Source organism: Acidobacteriota bacterium, assembly GCA_016196065.1.
Lineage (GTDB): Bacteria > Acidobacteriota > Terriglobia > Terriglobales > Acidobacteriaceae > Acidiflorens.
Map to the genome: position 1 here is coordinate 1,450,063 of JACPYL010000010.1, position 19,450 is coordinate 1,469,512.

Genomic DNA, 19,450 nt, shown 5'->3' on the forward strand with positions numbered 1-19,450 from the left:
ATTGCGATTCAAGTATAGGCCTGGTGCGCTCTTGAGTAGACACTCAATGCCCCAGCTAGTCACTGGGTTGGCGGGTCTTCACTGGACCTCGAAGATCAGGAAGTAATCCATGCCATCCGCTTTCACGAAATCATAGCGATTGACTAGCTTGTATCCGGCTTGTTGCGCCTCGGAAACAACGACCTTTTCGGCGATGCCGTGGTCTTCGCCATTTCCGTTGCGGTCGATGATCCCGATCATGGCTTTAGGAGCCAGGGACTTTCGAAGGTTCTTCATCAGAGCGACTGGGGCGGCCACCTCGTGATACGTCTTGAGCAGCAGGACTGCATTGATCTTTCCGGCGGGCAGCGGGGCGTCGTCACTAGTGCCGAGAACAGTTTGCAAATTGGCAATGCCTTCCTTGGCCGCGCGACCTTTGATGTGGGCGATGGCGTCTGGGTTGATTTCGACGGCATAGACTTCGCCATCCTTCCCGACCCGCTTCGCGGCACGCACTGAAAACCACCCCGAGCCTGCGCCGATGTCAGCGACAACACTGCCCGGGGCGACCTTCAGGATGTCCATCACGCGATTGATTTGCAGCCGGTCTTCACGCCCAGGAGAGTCAAAGATCGACAGGTCTCCCGTATAGGGCGTACTGGTTTTGCGCGAGGCGGTGGCGGGAGATTGTGCTTGCGCCGGCCTAGCAGCGAATCCCGCAGCGATGAGTAGAAAAAGAGAGAGAAAATTTCTTGCAGCTCTCCCCGCACATTGAGTGCGAATCGAAAAATGCGCCATTTCTTGCACCCTGCATTAGACGATAAGCCGTGCGCTTAGGAAGGGGCAAGGTCTCGAATGGTTTGCCGCACAACACTTCACAACTGGACGGCGTGTTGGTGTCTAGGCCGCGCTTTTCTTTTTTCGATACTCGTCGAACGCCTCCAGGAAGTGGTCAATGTCCTGCTTCGAGATGTAATAGGGGGTCGACAAGCGCAGCTTGTGTGGATCGGCGCCGCGCACCCGAATCTTCTTTTCCTTCCAGAGCCATTTCTCCAAATCCAGACGCTGCAGAGGAGGAACATTTACGGTCGCGATGCCGCACCGCATCGTCGGGTCGGGAGAAGTCCAGGAGCTTGCGCCGCGCTTCAACATCGCATCGAGCAGGTAATCGCAAAGTTGACGATGCCGCCGTTCGATGCGGTCGATGCCAATTTCACCGGCTAGCTGGATTGCCGCTCGCAGTCCCGCCAGAGCCGGCACATTCGAACTACCAATGCGCTGGAATCGTTCTGCGCGAATCTTCACATCGTCCCAGCCTTCGGTAGCGATCGTGTTCCAGACGCGATCGATCACTTCATTGCGGACATAGAGAAACCCCGACCCCTTGGGCGCCTGCAACCACTTGTGCGGACTGGACGAATAGAAATCACATCCCAGGTCGTGCACATGCAACCGCATCATGCCCGGTGCATGGGCTCCGTCGGCCGCTGACAGGATTCCTTTGCTGCGAGCCAGAGCGCTCAGCTCCTTCACCGGCAATACCACTCCCGTGAAAGTACTGATGTGGCTGAAGAACAACACGCGCGTGCGCGGCGTGATGGCGTCGTTGAACAAGTTCAGCACCTGCGCAGGATTTTCCACCGGCTTCGGTAACGTGACTTTTTTGACGACGATCCCGTAGCGCTTCGCTCGCAGTTGCCACGGCATCTCGCCACCGGGATGCTCTTGATCGGTCATGAGCACTTCGTCGCCCGGCTTAAGATCGACGCCATTGGCGATGTAGCTGTTGGCCTCCGTGGCATTGCGCAGCAACGCGATTTCGTCCCGATCGCAGCCCACGAAATTGGCCAGCGGATCGCGGAACTGGTTCCATGATGCGTATCCCCAGATCGGATAATCCTCCGGATCCTCTTCATTCAGTTTTTCGGATTTCTCATACGATTCGAAGATTGCCCGCAACACCGGCGCGGGGCTCGATCCGACCGTGCCATTGTTCAAATAGACTTCGTCGGTTGGGATCAGGAACTGCTTGCGCATTTCGCGCCAGTAAGCGTCTTCGTTTGCGTCGTAACGCGAGTGATCCGGCAACTTGGTCGGCAGGGTAGCGAGCTGTGCCCAAAGACTCTCGGTAAGGGTCAGGCCGGCACCGACTGCGAAGGAGGACGAGAGAAATCCACGACGGTTGAGCATGATTGGCTCCGATCTTTGGGAAACGGGAAATGGTACACCCTGGGACGCATGACGCGAAACGACACCGTGTGCAGATGTGGAGCGGGCGCCCCCGCCCGCGATCGCGTGAGCCATGTCCTTGACGTCGGAGAACGCGATAAGAGAGCCTTGTCGGTCGCAATCATTTTTGTTGAAGGAACAATAATGGAACCAACGAAGCCCACGCGATCCTCATGGACCGTTGCCAGCGTTGCCATTCTCCTCGCTGTCCTCATGCTGCAACTTGCGCTGGCTGCCCGCCGGAACTCCATCACGTGGGACGAAGATGACCACCTGTACGCGGGATACATGACATGGAAGCACGGGGATTTCGGCCTGAATCCCGAGCACCCTCCGCTCGTGAAGTTGCTGTCGGCTCTCCCGATATTGAATATGCCGCTGAAAATGCCCGCGCTCGAGAATCGCAATTTCAAGATCGAAGCGTTTCTCGGAGGCAAAGACTTTCTGTTTAAGAACGACGCCGACACGATGCTCTTTCGCGCCCGCATGGCGTCTGCTCTCTTGACCCTGGCGCTCGCTCTGATCGTCTTTCTCGCGGCCCAGGAAATGTTCAGTACCGGAGCCGCCTTCATTGCGCTCGCGCTGCTGGTGTTCGATCCCAACCTGCTGGCTCACGGAGCGGTTGTCGCCACCGACGCCGCTCTCTCCTGCTTCATGGTTGGTGCGATCTATGCTTTCTATCGATATGTGAAGGTTCCAACCGCATGGCGGATGATCGTCGTAGGAGTTGCCACCGGCTTGTGCCTGGCGTCCAAGCACACGGGAATTCTGCTTTTTCCGATGTTTGTATTGCTCGCGCTCTGCGAACTCATTTGGCCATGGCGCTCTGAGAATCAATCCGGAAATGTGCCAAGAGGGAAGCACGCGCTGCAGTTGGCGCTCGCACTGGTCGTGATCTCCGCTGTGGCCGTGACAATTCTTTGGGCTTTTTACGGATTTCGATACTCCGCCCGAGCCGATGGATGGCAACTGAACCCACCACTCGCGGAGACTCTGAGCTACCTTTCAAGGCCTCGCGACATTCAACTCCTCTCTGCGGTCGCCCGGTGGCATCTGCTGCCCGAATCGTACATTTACGGTCTGGCTGATGTTCGGTTCATGTCGGACTTCTACAGCAGTTATCTATTCGGCAAGGTTTATCCCCACGGTGTCTGGTTCTATTTCCCCGCTGCAATTGCGGTGAAGTCGACTCTCACATTCCTCGCGCTGAGCATTCTCGCGACCTGGGGCATTGCCACCAAAAAACTGTCCAACTGGCGCCAGGTTCTCTTTCTTACGGTGCCGTCGGCGGTTTACCTGGAGGTGGCGATGGGAGCGGGCATGAATATCGGCGTCCGGCACATCCTTCCGATCTACATGTTCCTGGCGGTGCTGCTGGCTGGCGTGGCCTGGAAATTCATTCAACAGGACCGCCGGTGGACATGGGTGGTCGCCGCCCTCCTGATTTTTCAGGCAGTCTCTTCGTTGCGATCGTACCCAGCCTATCTTGCCTATGCGAATGAACTCTGGGGCGGCCCTTCGCAAACCTATCGCTATCTCAGCGATTCCAACGCCGACTGGGGACAACAGCTTAAGGCCACGAAGCGGTATCTCGATCAACGGGGAATCAAGAACTGTTGGTTTATCTATTTCGCGGACGGTGTTGTAGACACAAGCTATTACGGCATACCCTGCAAGTCGCTGCCGACCATTGCCACACTCTGGTTAAATCAACCCACCGAAGCTCCCGCGGCAATCGACGGAACGGTATTGATCAGCGCCGGCACTCTTTCAGGATTTGAGTTCGGTCCTGGTCCGTTGAATCCCTACGACCAATTCCAGCGACTTCATCCGACGGCAGTGATCGATCACGGAGTCTTCGTCTTCGACGGTCACTTCGAGATTCCTCTGGCTGCCGCCTTCAGCCATGTCCAGAATGCGCGCAACCTTCTCACCGCGAACCAGCCCTCTGAAGCACTTAAGGAAGCCCAACAAGCCGTAGCGCTGGCTCCCGACGCCGTGCGGTCGAATGCGATGCTGGGAGATGTGCTAGAGGCGCTACACCGGCCCGAGGAGGCCCGCGCCGCGTACCAGAAGGCTCTCGGCCTTGCTCAAACCATCGAGCCGGAGTTTCAGGTTGGGTGGGTGGCGGACTTGGAACGCAAGATTGCATCACAAAGGTAACTTTCCGGCTCCCTGAAGCGTCCAAGTAGCAGGGAATTCCATCGGTTGAGGCTTGCCATGCGGAGTATAATCGCCTCAATCGCCCGGTTCCGATGGGGAGTGTCCACATGTTAATCCGTAAAATGCTGATTTCGCTCATGTTGCTGGCGCTCGCGATGCCGGCGACATTTGCACAAGACCAATCTTCCCAGCCGGACGCCACCAAAACCGACACCACCGCCAAGCCCGACTCGACGAAGCCCGACTCAACCAAGACTGACTCAACGAAGCCGGATACCTCCAAGGCCGACTCCGCTGACACAGCCACGACTCCCGTCCAAGGTGAGCCGCCCGTGCAGCAGCCGGACGACAGCAAGGTTAAGCACGACGGCAGCAAGAAGGACGTCGACGCGATCGGCAACCGCAAAATTGGCGGACGCGGGATGGGCAATTGGTACTCGCTTGAAACCGAGATTCGCATGGGTAAGGAATATTCCCAGCAGGTTGAAGCCAGCGTGAAGCTGGTCAACGATCCGGTCGTCACCGAATACGTGAATCGTATCGGACAGAATCTTGTACGGAATTCTGACGCGCAGGTACCCTTCACCATTAAGGTGATCGACTCCGACGAAGTGAATGCCTTTGCATTGCCTGGCGGATTTTTCTACGTAAACTCCGGCTTGATCCTGGCAGCCGACGAAGAGGCGGAGCTTGCGGGCGTCATGGCCCATGAGATCGCCCACGTCGCCGCCCGTCACGCGACCAAACAGATGACGCGCGGGAACTGGGCGAACATTGCGACGATTCCACTGATCTTTGTCGGCGGCGGTATTGGCTACGCGGTTCGTTCCGCGGCAGGCCTGGCGCTGCCCATGACGTTCCTGAGTTTCTCCCGCGGATTTGAACAGGAAGCTGACTACCTCGGATTGCAGTACATGTATAAGACGGGCTACGATCCGCAGGCGTTCGTGAGCTTCTTCGAAAAGCTGCAGGCCAAAGAGAAGAAGAAGCCGGGGACTCTGGCGCGAGCGTTTTCAACCCATCCGCAGACTCCAGACCGGATTGAGAAATCGCAGGAGGAGATTGGCACGATTCTTCCAGCTCGTCCGCAGTATGTCGTTTCGACTTCAGAATTCGACGACGTGAAGGCACGGCTGGCGGTGATCGAGAACCGGCACAAGGTCCTCGACGACAAGGAAGGAACCAAGCCCAGCCTGCGGCGAACGTCGACTTCCGACAAGTCCGGCAAAGACGATAAGGACAAGACGGACGATGATCGCCCGACGCTGAAGCGCCGCGACGATACGAAACAGAATTAGTACCTGGAGTCAAAAACAGAAAACGGCGGCGATGGCCGCCGTTTTGTTTTGCTCGAATGAGCGATGCTCCCGAGTTCTAGCTTACTGCCTTGTTCCGAAACTGCCTCAAGCCAACCACCAGCAACACGCAGTCAAACACAGCGAGGCCGATCAACACTGCAAGCAACGGAAGGTGAGGGAACTGGGGCACCATAGTGGCGCGCAGTCCTTCACTGGCATACACCAGCGGGTTGATCAACACTGCCTTTTGAAGGATCGGAAAGCTGTTGAGCGCGCTCCACGGATAGTAGGTACATCCGAAAAAGATCATCGGTGTCAGCACCATGCTGAACATTACGCCGATATGGTTCTGATTGACGCTGCATCCCAGCGCCAGGCCGCCGCAAGCTGAGAACAGCGCCACCATCACGGTCACGCAGGCAAAGGTTCCGATTGACGGTATGTTGAATGGAATCGGCCGAAGAATCAGCCATGCCATCGGGATCACCATCAGCCCCGCCAGCAGTGCCTGGACCGCACCCGCAAACACTTTTTCGATCGCGACCCAGGAGATGTCCATCGGAGCGAGCAACCGGTCTTCGATCTCGCGCGTGAATTGAAACTCCGCGATCAGCGGCATGGCGACCGCCCAGACTCCCGTGAACACCATGCTGATGGCCATGATGCCCGGCAAGAGCAGGCTCTTATAAGCCTCCGGCATATATCCGCTGCGCACCATCACCCGGCCGAAGATGAAGACGAACATCAACGGCTGAAGGAAGGTCTGCGTCAGCAAGAGGAAGAAATTGCGCCGGACGACATGTGCATCGCGCCCCAGCATCGCGAAAAAACATTTCCAGTTCATTCCCGAAGGCTCCTTCCGGTGTGGTGAAGGAACAGATTCTCGAGACTCGGCTCTGATATATGAACATCGTTCAAGTCCACGCTGGCGGCGGAAGCCATCGCCACAATCGCGCCGATCAAGGAGCCACCACGGTCCGCGTAGAGATCGGCTCCGGTTGGTTCCTTTGCGCGCACTTCCCGCACTCCTTCAATGGATCGCAGCCGCTCCAGCAACTCCGCCGAGTGTTGGCTGAAGCGCAGTTGGAGCAGGTAGCCGCCTGGTACGGAACCCTTTAGTTCGCCCGGCGTTCCTAGCGCGATATTTCGTCCGTGATCGATGATGGCGAGGCGGTCACAGAGCGCATCCGCTTCTTCCATGTTGTGGGTCGTCAGCAGGATCGTTTTTCCGCTCCGGTTGTATTCGCGGATGATTTCCCAGAGCAGCAATCTTGTCTGCGGATCCAGGCCGGCGCTGGGTTCGTCGAGAAACAGCACCTGCGGATCGTGCATCATGGCGCGCGCGATGGCCAGCCGCTGCATCATGCCGCCCGAGAATCCGCGGACCATCTGGTCGGCTCGATCGCGAAGCTTGAATCGCTCCAGGAGTTCGTCGGCACGCTTGGACGACTGCTCGGAACTGACTCCGAAGTAGCGTGCGTGGAAGCGCAGGATTTCGCGCGCCGTCAGGGAAAAGTCAAGATTCGGGCGCTGCGCCACGACCCCGATCAATCGTTTGACTGCGACCTGCTCTTTCCAGACGTCGTGTTCGCCGATCCAGGCCTGTCCCGCCGTCGGTCGAACACGCGTGGTCAGAATCCCTACGGTTGTAGATTTTCCCGCCCCGTTTGGCCCGAGCAAGCCAAAGACTTCGCCACTTCGAATTTCGAGCGTCAGACTGTCTAGAGCAACGATCTGCGGCTTGGATTGTGGATTCTGCTTTCCTGTGGACGGCGGGCCGCCGCCTGCCGCGAAAGGCGGTGCGGTGGTATAGACCTTTTTCAAATCTCGGGTGCGTATATCAACCATTGCGAGTTACCAATCCGAAGACGAGCAGGCCGTCATGCGCAGAATTCATTGAAAACATCTCCGGAGACGCCAGCCTAAGGTCAAATCGCGGCTGGCGGCGCCCGGAAACTGAATGAAGAACTAGACGCTAGGAACCAGCGCTCACCGATTTTACCGCGATGGTCTCTCCCTTAACTTCGCCAGTCACTTTGGCCGACGCTCCGGCAAGGTCATGGAGTTTGTCGAGCGCCGCTTTGTCCGCGGTTTCGAGTGTGTAAACCTTGTCGCCGACGACCAGGGCATATTTCGACCCGCCCTTCACGCATTCCTGCGTGCACTTTACGTCGCTGCCGGCCATCTGGTGTTTGGCTCCGCACATGGCGTCGCTGACTTTGCCAGTCATGGTGGAATCAGCTGCCCATGCGGGATACACTGCGAGTCCTGCCAGGAGTTGAATACCTAGTACGCTGCTTGCAAGCTTGCTCATCTTCATCGATCCGTCTCCTAGGAATGGTTCAAGAGACACGAGTCCCGTGCCTCTTTTTTCAACATGTATGCGTGTCCCTGGACGTGCCCCACGTTTCTTCTATTTTACTCGGAAGCGAACCGTATGGTGACATCCACGGTCTTGTCTTTTTCGTTTACGGCTTCGTGGATGCCAATTTTCCACGGTACGCCCGACGGAACGAATCGGGACGTCTCGTTGATGAACTTCCGGGGATATTCACTGTCGTATGGGTCCCCCTCACGCAGTTTCCACACTGACTGCAGATGGGCACGAGATTGGGAATCCAGCCCCGTGACCTCGAACTCGCCCATTTTGAATTGATCTCCTTCGCTGACCACCAAGGCATAGTGCACGGTGCTGTGCTCGTCATCCAACGTGGGCTTTGGGGTCACGCGAGCCATCATGTATCCCTTGCCGTGGTAGAGCTTCCCAACTGCCTCCAAGTCGCTGACGAGTTGCACTGCGTCTGCCGGCTTGCCGGTGGACAGGTGAATGAGGCGTTGCAATTCGTCCCCTTGGAAGACCTTGTTGTCTTTCCATTCCACTGCTGCCGTGGAATACACCTTGCCGGGAGTCACGGGCAAGATTGCGTCCACTTCCACTTCGCCTTCCGACTGCGACACGACCCGCGCCTGGGACTCGCCAAACGATGCCTTGAGATATCCACGACGCAGGCAAACAGGCAGGAACTCTATCGTCGCCACTTGTCCCAAAGGTGAGCGCATGTAGTCTGCTCCAGAGAGTTTGTGCGCCGCTGCCTGCAGGGCCGGCAGCTGATCGGGAGTAGCACCGGGAAACTCTATATTTCGAATCTTGATTTCCAGTGCCTCGACTCGATAGGCAATCGCGATCAACTCTCCACCTTTTTCGGGTGCTTCGCGCAGGTAATCGACTCGCGCCGGAATCCTATTCTCGTCGAGTACCGCTTGCAGTGCCTGTTCCACGTTGTCCGGCATCGTTCCCGCCACCGGCATCCTCGGCTTGAACAGAGGAACACGTTTCTGGATTTCCGTGAGCAGCAGGTCATCCGTGAACCAGACGAAGTTTTCAAAATGTGCCGGAACGAGCTTTACGTCTTCGAGATCCGTAACCTGCAACTCAACCTTAGTTCCAACGGACGAATACGAGAACGAATAAGCAATGTCCGTAAACAACCCGGTATTGCCCAGGCGCCGGGCGGCTTCTTTGAAGTCCGCCTCGATCACATTCTGACCAAGCGTCAGGCCGCTCGCCGGCAAGATTTCCTTTTCCGTGTACCTTTGGCTGCCACTGATCTTGACGGCAATGAGTCGGTTCTGAAGATCGGCAGCGACCTTCTTGTTGGCAGGCGGCTTTTGTGCCCCAGCGCTGTTCATCCACAGCGAACAGGAGACAAGGAAAATGACGAAAGTCTTCTTCATGGCTATCGGGAGCGTTTTGCAGGTGCAGCGGCGGTCGAGAAGTTTTTCTGCTTTTCGGCAATCTCAATAAATGCCTTGGCGGCCCGGCTCAGCGACTTATCCTTGCGGAAAACCAAGGCTAGGTCGCGACGGATCTGCGCATCCGACAACGTGAGCGCAACCAGCGCATTCGCGAGAATGTCTTCCTGAATGTTGGAGCGTGCGATAAAGCCGACTCCGACATCCGCCGCCACAAAGCGCTTCAGCAGTTCGCTAGAATCAAGTTCCATCGCATAGTGCGGTTTCAAATGGAGATCGTAGAAAAGAGTCTCAAGCGCATCTCTGGTATGCCCGCCCTTCGGGACAACCAAGGGAAATGCCGCTACTTCGGCCACGGTAACACTCTTCTTCGCTGCCAGCGGATGCTTCGGCGGGGTGATTACCACCAGTTCGTCCCGGTGGATGGGCACACACTGGAGGCGATTGTCAGTAACCGGCAGTGACACCACTCCGAAGTCCACGGAATTGTCGCTCACCGACTCCAGAATCTTGGCATAGTCCGAGCGCTTGATATTGACGGCTACATCCGGGTAATTCCGTTTGAACTGCGCAAATACTTCGGGCAGGATGTGCAGGCACGTGCCTTCATTGGCGCCCACGACAATCGCCCCGCGCGGTACATGCTCGGTTTCGGCAATGGCCGTAACGATCGCCTTGCGTTGCTCCAGAGTTTCTTCGGCGTACTTGAAAAACAGTTTGCCCGCGACCGTCAGCGAAACGCGTCCCCCGGACCGATCGAGCAATCTCGCCCCAATCTCTTCTTCTAAGGCGCGAATCTGCGAAGAGATGGCTGGCTGCGTGCGAAAGCGCTTTTCAGCAGCACGCGAGAAACTCGAGAGCCGGGCAACTTCCAGGAAAATTTCGAGCTGATCGAAGTCCATTGAAAGGATTGGCCCCAAACACTATATCCAGCATCGCGCTGCGGTGGAAGGGGGTAGAGAAACGGAGGGTGCCCCGTCCAAGTTCCACTTGGGCGGGAATGCGTGCTAGGGCTTGCTTTGGAGCTGTAGAACCTGCTCAAGGAGTGGCGCAGGGTTCTTACGGATTGCAGTTGCGTCCTTGCCGAGTGCACCTTCCAGTTCCGTTCGAAGCGGTAGCGGAGCGGAGGGTGGCGTGTTGGTCGTGCCCATCAGGGCCTCCGCTTGCAACAGGGCTGCATAGGCAAGTTTCTTGGAGTAGCCCTGCTGGTCAAGAAAGACGCCAAATGCCAGCCAGTCCGCCGCTTCCGCAGTCGCCTCACTCGCGGACCGGTCCAGTTTCACTGCGTTCTGATACAAGGAGAGTGCATTCTTTACCCGCCCCGATTTCGATTCCAGTATTGCCTGATTGACGGACGCAACGCTCTCGATCCTGGGTTGGTGAGTTTGGGAAGCAATGTTTCGTCCCAGTTCGTAAAGCTTCAGAGCGCGTTCCGGATGGTTCGCCCGCAAATTGCAGTCGGCCAGCCTCATGAGAACCGGCAATACGGTATTCGGGTCCGGCCGCACGCCACTTTTCGCGACGCTGTCCAAAAAGATCGTGTAGTGCGGGATGGCGTCTTCAAATTTCTGTTGCCCATCCAACTGGCCCGCCAGGTAGAGATGCGCATAAGGCTGCGAAGGATCCACGGCCAGCGACTTCTCCCAGTTCGCGATCGCTTCCGCCGACCTGCCAAAATAGGCGGCGAGAATTCCGTGGTTTACGAGCAGATCGGCATCCTGCGGCCACTTGGCGAGTGCTTGTGATGCAACCAGGTCGGCCTCTTCGAAACGCTGATGCGCCGTCAGGTACTTCAGGAATGCGATCCGTGGAGCCGGGTCCGACAGATTCGTCGCAATTGCCTGTTGGTATGAAGCGGTCGCTGCATCGGCATTTCCGGAATCAGCCTGTTTCTTGGCCAGCCGCATCTCCAGCGAGGCGTCAAATGGATTGAGGAACGCAGCCTTCTGCATGGATTGCAGATCGTTGTTGTGGACCACGAAGGCATAGCGCGTTTGATCCAGCCCCGCCAACGCAATCAGGAAGATTGCCGTCGCAATTCGAAATGCTCGCGGCGCTGCCGCCTGACTACGCATCCAGGCCCATGCCGGCCTTGCCTTGCCAGCAGCAGCTCCGGCCGCCGATGTCACGCGCTCCTGCGTGTTGAGCAGGAGTGCAGCGATGCGTCCATCGCGAAGCTTCCAGAGTGCGCCGTCCAAAATAAAGTGATGCAGGTTTACGAGGGCAGTGAAGATCAGAAAGCTTGCCGTGAAATCGTAGTGGAAGACGTAGCTCGTCAGCCATGGACCGGGCACGAACAACGCCACGCCGCCCACAATCTGAATCGCGAAGTAAGCGAATGGACGCCAGCTTCGACGCTCTGCAATCGCCTCACGCCGCGCATAGTAACTTGTGATCCACAAATATTGTGCCGAATGCATCAGCGGCAGGACACCCGTGCTGTAGCGGCTCTGCGGAAGGCTGATGCCTTTCAGCATGGCCAGAATTCCAGGAACAAAGAACCAGAGCACCTGCGTGGAAAACAGCACCAGAGGCGGCATCATCGCCTTCCAGCCAATCTGGCGAATCAGGCCGCGAAGTCCATAGCCTGCAAAACCAACAAAGGCGAGCGCTAGCACTCCGCGCACAATCAGGGCCGCTTTTTCTGGAATTCCAATGGAAAGAAAAAGCCGGTCGGATGGGCCAGCATGCAGATTCAAGAACAGAATTACATACGACAAAATGAAAGCTGAATAGATCGCTTGCCGCACATTTTCTTCAATCTGAGCCCCGGCACGTCGCGCAAACATCATGAACAGCCCGTAGTTTTGTCCCGAGTAGTGCCACGGGCTGATCGTCAGGTACAGAGTGAAGATCCACGGCAGGAGCGAGAACCGAAGATGCGAAAGCAGCACTGTAAGTAAGACGAGCCCGGTGATGTGAATCGTGAAAATACGATATTTATTGAAGTCGGACTCGTTGTGATACGCGCGGTACAGCGTCGACATGTAATGCGGGTAGTTCAGAAAAAGCGCCAGACCATAAAATGCGATGGCCCAGGTCGGCGAATTGGAAAGGGAAGAGTATCCCAGCAGAATCAGCGGAAGGGACCACGCCCCACATCCCACAATTATGTCAAGCGCCGGATTGTGAATCCAGCGGACAGTCGATTGCTCAGAAATGGCCTGGTTCGTCATTCTGTTTAGTGAAAGGGGGGTGAACAGAATTATAGGGTTGAACCAACTCGGAGATCGAAACCGGGAGTACAGGGCTGGAAGTAACTCCCCGCTGCACCCAAGACAACCTCACAAGAAAATGTCATCCTGAGCGAAGCGAAGGACCTGCTGTCTTGAGCAGTGTACCGACAGCAGGACCTTCGTTCAGGATGACGATGCCAAACGGTAGAAATTGCGAAAGAGCTAGCTAAACGTTAATCACGCCCACCAGTTCTTTCACCGCCGCAGCGCTCTTGTCGAGCGCGGTCTTTTCCTCGGTCGTCAGCTTGATCTCGATGATCTGCTCGATCCCCTTCGATCCCAGTTTTACAGGTACGCCGACGTACAGTCCACGGATGCCGTATTCGCCATTCAAGTACGCAGCACAGGGCAGGATCTTCTTCTTGTCTTTCAGGATGGCCTCTACCATCTCGGTCGCCGCCGCGGACGGTGCGTAGTAGGCCGATCCCGTCTTCAGATGTTTCACAATCTCGGCGCCGCCGTCGCGAGTGCGCTGCACCAGTTTTTCGACGGTCGCAGCATCCATCAGTTCGGTAATCGGAATTCCTGCAACCGTTGAGTAGCGAGGCAGTGGAACCATGGTGTCGCCGTGGCCGCCGAGTACGAAGGCAGTCACGTTCTCCACGCTGACCTTCAATTCCATGGCAATGAATGCACGGAAGCGTGCCGAATCCAAGACGCCTGCCATCCCAATCACGCGCTCGCGAGGAAATCCGCTCATCTTGTACGCGGCCTGCGCCATCGCGTCCAGAGGGTTTGAGACCACGATCAAAATGCAATTCGGAGAATGATGAACGACCTTGCTCACTACATCCTGCATGATGCCGTGATTGGTTTTGAGAAGATCATCGCGGCTCATCCCGGGCTTGCGCGGAATACCGGCCGTGATCACGACGATGTCGGAATTCGCTGTATCCGCATAATCGTTCGTACCGAGAACGAAAGAATCGCGTTTCTCGATGGGCATTGCTTCGAGCAGGTCAAGGCCTTTGCCCTGCGGTACACCTTCGACAATATCGATCAGCACGACATCAGCAAGTTCCTTCGAAGCGATCCAGTGAGCGGCTGTTGCGCCCACATTTCCTGAACCGACAACAGTTACTTTTTTTCGCATGAATAATTCCTTTCAATGAATCCGTAAAAATCCCAAAGAGGGAGCACAGCGCACTACCTGACTGTGGTCGCCACCGCCGCGCCCATGTTCTCGATCATGGCGCTGGCAAATTCACTTGTCTTGACCTTGCTTGCGCCTTCCATCAGGCGCTCGAAGTCGTAGGTGACTTTCTTTTGTTCGATGGTGCGTTCCAAACTCTGCTCAATCAAGTCTGCCGCTTCGTTCCAACCCAGAAACCGGAACATCATCATGCCCGATAGCATCACGGACCCAGGGTTGATCACATCCTTGTCCGCATACTTCGGGGCCGTGCCATGCGTCGCTTCGAAGATTGCGTAGCCATCGCCGATATTGGCTCCCGGCGCGATCCCGAGCCCTCCAACCTGCGCCGCGCATGCGTCTGAAATGTAATCGCCATTCAGGTTCGGAGTGGCAAGGACACTGTATTCATCCGCACGCGTAACCACTTGCTGAAAGATCGAATCCGCAATGCGGTCGTTGATCATCAGTTTCTTCTTCCAAGCGCCGTGGCCATGGGTCGCATAGATCGAATCCAGGCAGTCCTTCACTTCCTTGTAAAGCGCCGTACGAAAATCCTCAGTGGCAAATTCCAGACCGGGCTCGATTAGGCTCGCGTTCTGCTCCACCGTGAGATTCGGATTCCTGTCTTTGTTGTCGACAATCCAGCTTTCACGTTCGGTCACGATTTGAGCGCGAAATTCTTCCGCCGCAACTTCGTAGCCCCACTTGCGGAAAGCGCCCTCCGTGAATTTCTGAATGTTGCCTTTGTGCACGAGCGTGACTGTCTTCCGCTTGAATTCAAGAGCATGTTGGATCGCCATCCGCACCAATCGCTTGGTGCCGGTGACGGACATGGGCTTGATGCCGACCCCGGAATCGAGGCGCACCTGCTTCTTGCCGCCTTTCAACATGTCCTTGTTCAGGAACTCGATGAGTCGGGCGCAATCGGCCGTGCCTTGTTCCCATTCGATGCCCGCGTAGACGTCTTCCGTGTTTTCGCGAAAAATTACGACATCCATGCGCTCAGGATGTTTCACAGGGGAGGGCACTCCACTGTAGTACTTCACCGGGCGTACGCAGGAGTACAGGTCAAGGATCTGGCGCAACGCCACGTTGAGCGAACGGATGCCGCCGCCCACGGGCGTGGTGAGCGGTCCTTTGATGGCGACCCGAAATTCGCGGATCGCAGAAACCGTGTCATCGGGCAGCCAATTTTGGAAGCGTGCCTTGGCTTTTTCACCCGCAAAAACTTCGTACCAGGCCACGGATCGCTTGCCGCCATAGGCCTTTTCGACCGCAGCGTCGAACACACGCACGGATGCTTTCCAGATGTCGCGTCCCGTTCCATCGCCCTCGATGAACGGCACGATGGGATGGTCTGGCACGCGATACTTGCCATTGCTGTACTCGATCGGTTGCCCGTTCGCCGGGACCGGAACGCCATTAAACGATGCCATGAATGAAAGCCTCCGAGAGCCTAGACCTAAACCCGCTCAATTGTCAGTGACGTCACAACCACGTCTTTGTTCGGACGATCCTGCCGGTTGCGCGCTACCTTGGAAATCTTTTCCACGATGTCCTGGCCTTCGACTACTTCGCCGAAGATGGTGTGCTTGCCACTGAGCCAGTCCGTGTTGGCAACCGTGATGAAGAACTGCGACCCGTTCGTGTTCGGACCGGCATTGGCCATCGCCAATTTGCCCGCCTTGTCGAAACGATGCGGCGAACCCTTGGTCTCATCTTCAAACTGGTAGCCGGGGCCGCCCATGCCAGTGCCTTGCGGATCTCCACCCTGAATCATGAAATCGGGGATCACGCGGTGAAAGATGCTTCCGTTGTAAAGCGGATCCTTGCTCTTCTTGCGCGTGCTCGGGTGGGTCCACTCGCGTGTGCCTTCGGCGAGTTCGACAAAGTTGGCGATCGTCTTGGGAGCGTCCTTTTCAAACAAGCGGCAAACGATGTTGCCTTCAGTCGTATTGAAAACGGCGTAAGTGCCGGGAGTACGTGCCATGAATGTCCTCTTCTCTTTGGATGATGTTCTATTTCTGGTCGGGCGCTGCCTTTTTAACCGCCGCTGACGGCTTTGCAGCCGGTGTGGTGTGCGGAGTTGCCAGTCTGGGTGCAGCCGGCTTCGCGGGTGCGGCGCCTTTTGGGATTTCGATATGCGTGATCTTCACCGGACGGAGCGGTTTTTCACCGTCGGTCGCCATGCGCGCAATCTTCTTAACGAGTTCGACCGCTGCCAGGTCGCACTGTCCGAAAATCGTGTATCCGCCATTCAGACTCGGATACGGAACCTCAGTGATGAAGAACTGCGAGCCATTGGTGCCCGGTCCGGCGTCTGCGTAGGCAAGGCGTCCCGGGCGATCGAACTTCAACTCAGGCGAAGTCTCATTCTTGAACTTATAGCCAGGATCGCCCATCCCGTTGCCCGCAGGGTCACCACCTTGAATCATGAATTCGGGAATGACCCGGTGAAAGATCGTGCCGTCATAAAGGGGCACGCCATGTTTCTTCGCGTGCGAGACGGGGCTCGTCCAATCTTTCGTGCCGTTAGACAGGCCGATGAAATTGGCGACTCCGATCGGCGCCTGCTTCTCGAAGAGTTCGCACTTCATATCGCCGGCAGTCGTATGGATCACGGCGGTCGGTGCAGCGCTGGTGGCTGCGACTGGCGTGCGGACGGGAGGCTTCGCGGGAGTTGCTGCCTGGCCGAAGCCGGACAGGGAAGCGCTGGCTATCAAGACAAGAATGCTGACAATCGTTCGCATAGGTATTCCTTGATGGTAGGTTGGCAACTGACAATTGTACCAAGATAGAGCGCAGGAATTGCGCCTAGGGGCCTGTTCGCTGCCAGTGTGTCTTCGTGAACCTTCGTGAATCCTTAGTGACCTTAGTGGTAAGGGGTTTGAGTTGAACGCCTACCGTCTTGCGTCGGCTCGCATTTCCCGGCTGATGCGTTCTGTCTCGCGAAACACGCGCATCAAATTCCCACCCAGGATTTTCCGGATATCGTCCGCGCTGTATCCCCGATCCAGCAGTGCCTGCGTGATCTTCGGCAGGTCGGCCGCGGAGTCGATTCCTTGCGGAGTCGCTCCACTCACCCCATCGTAGTCCGACCCAAGTCCTACATGGTCGACGCCCGCAACCTTGGCGATGTGATCAATGTGGTCGATCAACGACTTCAATGGTGGACGAGGAATTTTCGCTCCCCACTCGCGATCGATGCGGTCGATGTCGACATAGGTAACAGTTTTCCCAGCGGCTTTCATTTGCTCTTCGAAGGCTTTCACGGCGGCATCGCGCTCGTTCTTCTGCGCGTCCGCGGCCTTGCGATAGTCCTCGTCAATGAATGCGTTGTAGAAATTTGCCTGCACCACTCCGCCGTTTTTGGCGACTGCGCGCAGCATGTCGTCGGTCATGTTTCGCGGATGGTTGGTAAGAGCGCGTGCCGAGGAGTGGGACGCAATCACCGGCGCTTTCGTCAGGGCGATCGTGTCGTAAAAAGTCTTGTCCGAAACATGCGAAATATCTACCAGCATGCCGAGACGATTCATCTCCAGCACAATCTGTTTCCCGCCATCCGTCAGGCCGTTGTGGTGCTCGATCTTCGGATTGTTGATGTCCCCGGAAGAATCCGCCCATTCGTTCGTATTCGACCAGCTCAGCGTCATATAACGAATGCCCAGCCGGTAGAAATCGCGCAGCACATGAATGTCGTTCTCAATCGAGTGCCCGCCTTCAATCCCCATCAGGGCCGCGAGTTTCTTCTGTTTGTGCGCGCGTTCAATATCGTCCGTGCTGAACGCCATCATCATGCGGTCGGGATGCCGCGCCGCCTGCTCGTAGACGGAATCGATCAGATCCAGCGTGTGCCGGGCGAAGTGGCCTTGGTTGGTTTCCGGTTCGGCCCAGATCGAAAAGAATTCTGCTCCAAGGTTGCCGGCCTTGGCTTTGTCGAGGCTGATGTGTCCGTAATCCTTCGGGTCGGTCGATGCGATATCGAAGCCTTCGTCGAGAAAACGCTGCGGCGTGTCCGCGTGCGTATCGACAATCAGAGCGGACTCGTGAATCTGCCGGGCCTTGGCGCTGATTTCATTCGTTCCAGTTTGAGCGAGAGCGCAACCGAGCAATGCCACCAATAGTAGGGGAAGCCACATTTTTCGCTGGTTCATAAGTGAAGAGGATTCTATACGAGAAGCATGCTTTCAATCAGGCGAAGGTGGCAAGAGCTTGCTGGAGGTTTTGCTCGAGCGGCCGATCGGTGTCGAGGACTGTCTTGCGAAATTCAATCGGCTCGAAATTTGCTTTCACATCCAGATACAAAGAGAAATCGCGATTGCGAGCGACGTGGGAAGAATCTTGCGCGAGGCGCCGTCGAACCGAATCTTCCGAGCAAGTACATTCCAGGATGATCCACGGCTGGGCGATCTCTGCGGCCGAGGCGAGCACCCTCTCGATCTGGTAGCGCCGCGAGAAAGTACGGCCATCGAGGAACACCTTGCGTTGCGGATCTTTCTTCAACAGGAATCGAGCGGCTTGGAGCATGACTTCCATACAAAAGTCATCTTGGGTGGTCGAATACTCGATGTCCGCCGGAGCAAACAGGGCAGCACGAATTTCGTCTTTGCCGAGCACGCTGCCCCCGGCGGATTGGGCTAACGCTCGCGCCAACGTCGTCTTTCCCGTTCCGGGGAGTCCGGCCATGAGGATGATCATAAATATGACATATATGACAAATCACCAGACGTAGAGACGCGGCTTGCCGCGTCTCCCCCAACGCGAGAGACGGGGCAAGCCCGCGTCTCTACTCTAGTTTGTTTTGACTTGGAGGTGGTGGAGCGAAAGCGCTACTTCGATCCAGTGACGGCAACTTCAGTGTCGTCAGTCGGGATGTGCTGGAAGATCGTCTGGCTCTGGCGCCAGTCGGCGTAACGATCCGACACCATCACGTGGAAGCACCAGTGGCGGCGTTCTTCTTCAGGTTCAACCAATCCGAGTTCGCGAAGATAGAACAAATAGCGTTCCACGAACCGCACTTGCTCTTTCGTCATGCCGCGCCGTTGCAGGTCGACCGTGATTCCGGCCAGATGCGAGGACGCAGTTTCGCCTTCCGCCGGAGCGGCATTGCGATTATGACGGCGCAATTTCTTCTGAACCTTAACGGTGCGGACTGCCGAGTTCACCTGGATCTGTGCATGAAACTGTTTGTAATAAGCCTGACTGAGATCTTCCACGAAATCGCGCGTCCACGGACGGCAATAGCGGCGGGCCGGATCGAGACTGCGTTCGATCTTCACGGTAGCGCTTTCGCGAATCGGAACCAGCGCATTCGAAGCCTTCAGTGCTTCCAGTTCGTCGTCGTCCTGGATGCGAGGCAACTCGATGCGATCAATTTCCTCATTCTGGCGCAGCAGGGAATCGTGCGAAGGCCGGAACATCGGGTTCCAGCGGAGCTTCCTATGATGGCTTGATTTGTGACGCGATTTCCCGGACGAGGCTCGATTCGGTTGCGTGCTGTGCAGGGCAAATGCCGCTCCCTGCGCCAGAAGTAGCGCAACCATCAATGCGATCAGCGAATTGAATCGTGTCCGATTCGTCATCATTCGGGGAAGCTGCTCACCCCTGAAAATGCCCAAAGGTGCAGCAGGAGTGGTTATTCTAACCCACCAGTCAAG

At 56.6% G+C, this 19,450-nt stretch carries 17 protein-coding genes; 2 read left to right on the forward strand and 15 right to left on the reverse strand.

Annotation, left to right across the window (positions count from 1 at the left end; all coding sequences use genetic code 11):
* Positions 1-78: 78 nt before the first annotated feature.
* The gene (locus HY010_09305) at positions 79-777 is read right to left on the reverse strand and encodes a class I SAM-dependent methyltransferase (GenBank protein MBI3475917.1); all 699 of its coding nucleotides are present in this window, start codon (positions 775-777) and stop codon (positions 79-81) included.
* Between the two features lie 102 nt (positions 778-879).
* A complete protein-coding gene (locus HY010_09310; GenBank protein MBI3475918.1) occupies positions 880-2,169 on the reverse strand; it encodes an aminotransferase class V-fold PLP-dependent enzyme in 1,290 nt (429 codons plus the stop codon).
* A gap of 183 nt (positions 2,170-2,352) precedes the next feature.
* On the opposite strand from HY010_09310, the gene HY010_09315 reads away from it, so the two are divergent.
* Together HY010_09315 and HY010_09320 are read left to right on the forward strand one after the other, a co-directional pair.
* Complete coding sequence (locus HY010_09315; GenBank protein MBI3475919.1) at positions 2,353-4,371, forward strand: phospholipid carrier-dependent glycosyltransferase; 2,019 nt, start codon at positions 2,353-2,355, stop codon at positions 4,369-4,371.
* 155 nt (positions 4,372-4,526) lie between these two features.
* Positions 4,527-5,669, forward strand: coding sequence for a M48 family metalloprotease (locus HY010_09320; GenBank protein ID MBI3475920.1), 1,143 nt, complete (start codon positions 4,527-4,529; stop codon positions 5,667-5,669).
* Positions 5,670-5,745: 76 nt separating this feature from the next.
* On the opposite strand, the gene HY010_09325 is transcribed toward HY010_09320, so the two are convergent.
* The 13 genes from HY010_09325 to HY010_09385 form a co-directional block, all read right to left on the reverse strand.
* On the reverse strand, positions 5,746-6,513 hold the full coding sequence (locus HY010_09325) for an ABC transporter permease (GenBank protein MBI3475921.1): 768 nt from the start codon (positions 6,511-6,513) through the stop codon (positions 5,746-5,748).
* On the reverse strand, positions 6,510-7,517 hold the full coding sequence (locus HY010_09330) for an ABC transporter ATP-binding protein (protein ID MBI3475922.1): 1,008 nt from the start codon (positions 7,515-7,517) through the stop codon (positions 6,510-6,512). Before HY010_09330 ends, HY010_09325 begins: the two co-directional genes overlap by 4 nt.
* A 127-nt stretch (positions 7,518-7,644) precedes the next feature.
* Positions 7,645-7,983, reverse strand: coding sequence for a hypothetical protein (locus HY010_09335; protein MBI3475923.1), 339 nt, complete (start codon positions 7,981-7,983; stop codon positions 7,645-7,647).
* A gap of 104 nt (positions 7,984-8,087) precedes the next feature.
* Positions 8,088-9,404, reverse strand: coding sequence for a hypothetical protein (locus tag HY010_09340; GenBank protein ID MBI3475924.1), 1,317 nt, complete (start codon positions 9,402-9,404; stop codon positions 8,088-8,090).
* Positions 9,405-9,406: 2 nt separating this feature from the next.
* Entirely contained in the window at positions 9,407-10,324 is a 918-nt protein-coding gene (locus HY010_09345; protein ID MBI3475925.1) for a LysR family transcriptional regulator, read from the reverse strand.
* 105 nt (positions 10,325-10,429) lie between these two features.
* Positions 10,430-12,598 carry a hypothetical protein gene (locus tag HY010_09350; protein ID MBI3475926.1) on the reverse strand — a complete coding sequence of 723 codons (2,169 nt, stop codon included), beginning with the start codon at positions 12,596-12,598 and terminating at the stop codon, positions 10,430-10,432.
* A 226-nt stretch (positions 12,599-12,824) separates the two neighbouring features.
* Positions 12,825-13,751 (reverse strand): malate dehydrogenase, encoded by a 927-nt coding sequence (gene mdh, locus HY010_09355; protein ID MBI3475927.1) that lies wholly within the window; start codon positions 13,749-13,751, stop codon positions 12,825-12,827.
* A 53-nt stretch (positions 13,752-13,804) separates the two neighbouring features.
* The gene (locus HY010_09360; GenBank protein ID MBI3475928.1) at positions 13,805-15,229 is read right to left on the reverse strand and encodes an NADP-dependent isocitrate dehydrogenase; all 1,425 of its coding nucleotides are present in this window, start codon (positions 15,227-15,229) and stop codon (positions 13,805-13,807) included.
* A gap of 26 nt (positions 15,230-15,255) precedes the next feature.
* Positions 15,256-15,783: a peptidylprolyl isomerase gene (locus HY010_09365; GenBank protein MBI3475929.1), complete on the reverse strand. Its 528-nt coding sequence runs from the start codon at positions 15,781-15,783 to the stop codon at positions 15,256-15,258.
* 28 nt (positions 15,784-15,811) lie between these two features.
* Positions 15,812-16,543, reverse strand: coding sequence for a peptidylprolyl isomerase (locus tag HY010_09370; GenBank protein MBI3475930.1), 732 nt, complete (start codon positions 16,541-16,543; stop codon positions 15,812-15,814).
* Between the two features lie 150 nt (positions 16,544-16,693).
* The gene (locus HY010_09375) at positions 16,694-17,932 is read right to left on the reverse strand and encodes a membrane dipeptidase (protein MBI3475931.1); all 1,239 of its coding nucleotides are present in this window, start codon (positions 17,930-17,932) and stop codon (positions 16,694-16,696) included.
* 52 nt (positions 17,933-17,984) lie between these two features.
* On the reverse strand, positions 17,985-18,479 hold the full coding sequence (locus tag HY010_09380; protein ID MBI3475932.1) for an ATP-binding protein: 495 nt from the start codon (positions 18,477-18,479) through the stop codon (positions 17,985-17,987).
* Between the two features lie 143 nt (positions 18,480-18,622).
* Positions 18,623-19,378 (reverse strand): hypothetical protein, encoded by a 756-nt coding sequence (locus HY010_09385; protein ID MBI3475933.1) that lies wholly within the window; start codon positions 19,376-19,378, stop codon positions 18,623-18,625.
* Between the last annotated feature and the right edge of the window lie 72 nt (positions 19,379-19,450).

What these genes read in the sequence shown, in the direction of transcription:
- HY010_09375 (MBI3475931.1), bottom strand. Translation starts at nt 17,932, where the DNA reads ATGTGGCTTCCCCTACTATTGGTGGCATTGCTCGGTTGCGCTCTCGCT.
- HY010_09305 (MBI3475917.1), bottom strand. Translation starts at nt 777, where the DNA reads ATGGCGCATTTTTCGATTCGCACTCAATGTGCGGGGAGAGCTGCAAGA.
- HY010_09335 (MBI3475923.1), bottom strand. Translation starts at nt 7,983, where the DNA reads ATGAGCAAGCTTGCAAGCAGCGTACTAGGTATTCAACTCCTGGCAGGA.
- HY010_09340 (MBI3475924.1), bottom strand. Translation starts at nt 9,404, where the DNA reads ATGAAGAAGACTTTCGTCATTTTCCTTGTCTCCTGTTCGCTGTGGATG.
- HY010_09360 (MBI3475928.1), bottom strand. Translation starts at nt 15,229, where the DNA reads ATGGCATCGTTTAATGGCGTTCCGGTCCCGGCGAACGGGCAACCGATC.
- HY010_09320 (MBI3475920.1), top strand. Translation starts at nt 4,527, where the DNA reads ATGCCGGCGACATTTGCACAAGACCAATCTTCCCAGCCGGACGCCACC.
- HY010_09330 (MBI3475922.1), bottom strand. Translation starts at nt 7,517, where the DNA reads ATGGTTGATATACGCACCCGAGATTTGAAAAAGGTCTATACCACCGCA.
- HY010_09380 (MBI3475932.1), bottom strand. Translation starts at nt 18,479, where the DNA reads ATGGCCGGACTCCCCGGAACGGGAAAGACGACGTTGGCGCGAGCGTTA.
- mdh (MBI3475927.1), bottom strand. Translation starts at nt 13,751, where the DNA reads ATGCGAAAAAAAGTAACTGTTGTCGGTTCAGGAAATGTGGGCGCAACA.
- HY010_09345 (MBI3475925.1), bottom strand. Translation starts at nt 10,324, where the DNA reads ATGGACTTCGATCAGCTCGAAATTTTCCTGGAAGTTGCCCGGCTCTCG.
- HY010_09365 (MBI3475929.1), bottom strand. Translation starts at nt 15,783, where the DNA reads ATGGCACGTACTCCCGGCACTTACGCCGTTTTCAATACGACTGAAGGC.
- HY010_09370 (MBI3475930.1), bottom strand. Translation starts at nt 16,543, where the DNA reads ATGCGAACGATTGTCAGCATTCTTGTCTTGATAGCCAGCGCTTCCCTG.
- HY010_09325 (MBI3475921.1), bottom strand. Translation starts at nt 6,513, where the DNA reads ATGAACTGGAAATGTTTTTTCGCGATGCTGGGGCGCGATGCACATGTC.
- HY010_09310 (MBI3475918.1), bottom strand. Translation starts at nt 2,169, where the DNA reads ATGCTCAACCGTCGTGGATTTCTCTCGTCCTCCTTCGCAGTCGGTGCC.
- HY010_09350 (MBI3475926.1), bottom strand. Translation starts at nt 12,598, where the DNA reads ATGACGAACCAGGCCATTTCTGAGCAATCGACTGTCCGCTGGATTCAC.
- HY010_09315 (MBI3475919.1), top strand. Translation starts at nt 2,353, where the DNA reads ATGGAACCAACGAAGCCCACGCGATCCTCATGGACCGTTGCCAGCGTT.
- HY010_09385 (MBI3475933.1), bottom strand. Translation starts at nt 19,378, where the DNA reads ATGATGACGAATCGGACACGATTCAATTCGCTGATCGCATTGATGGTT.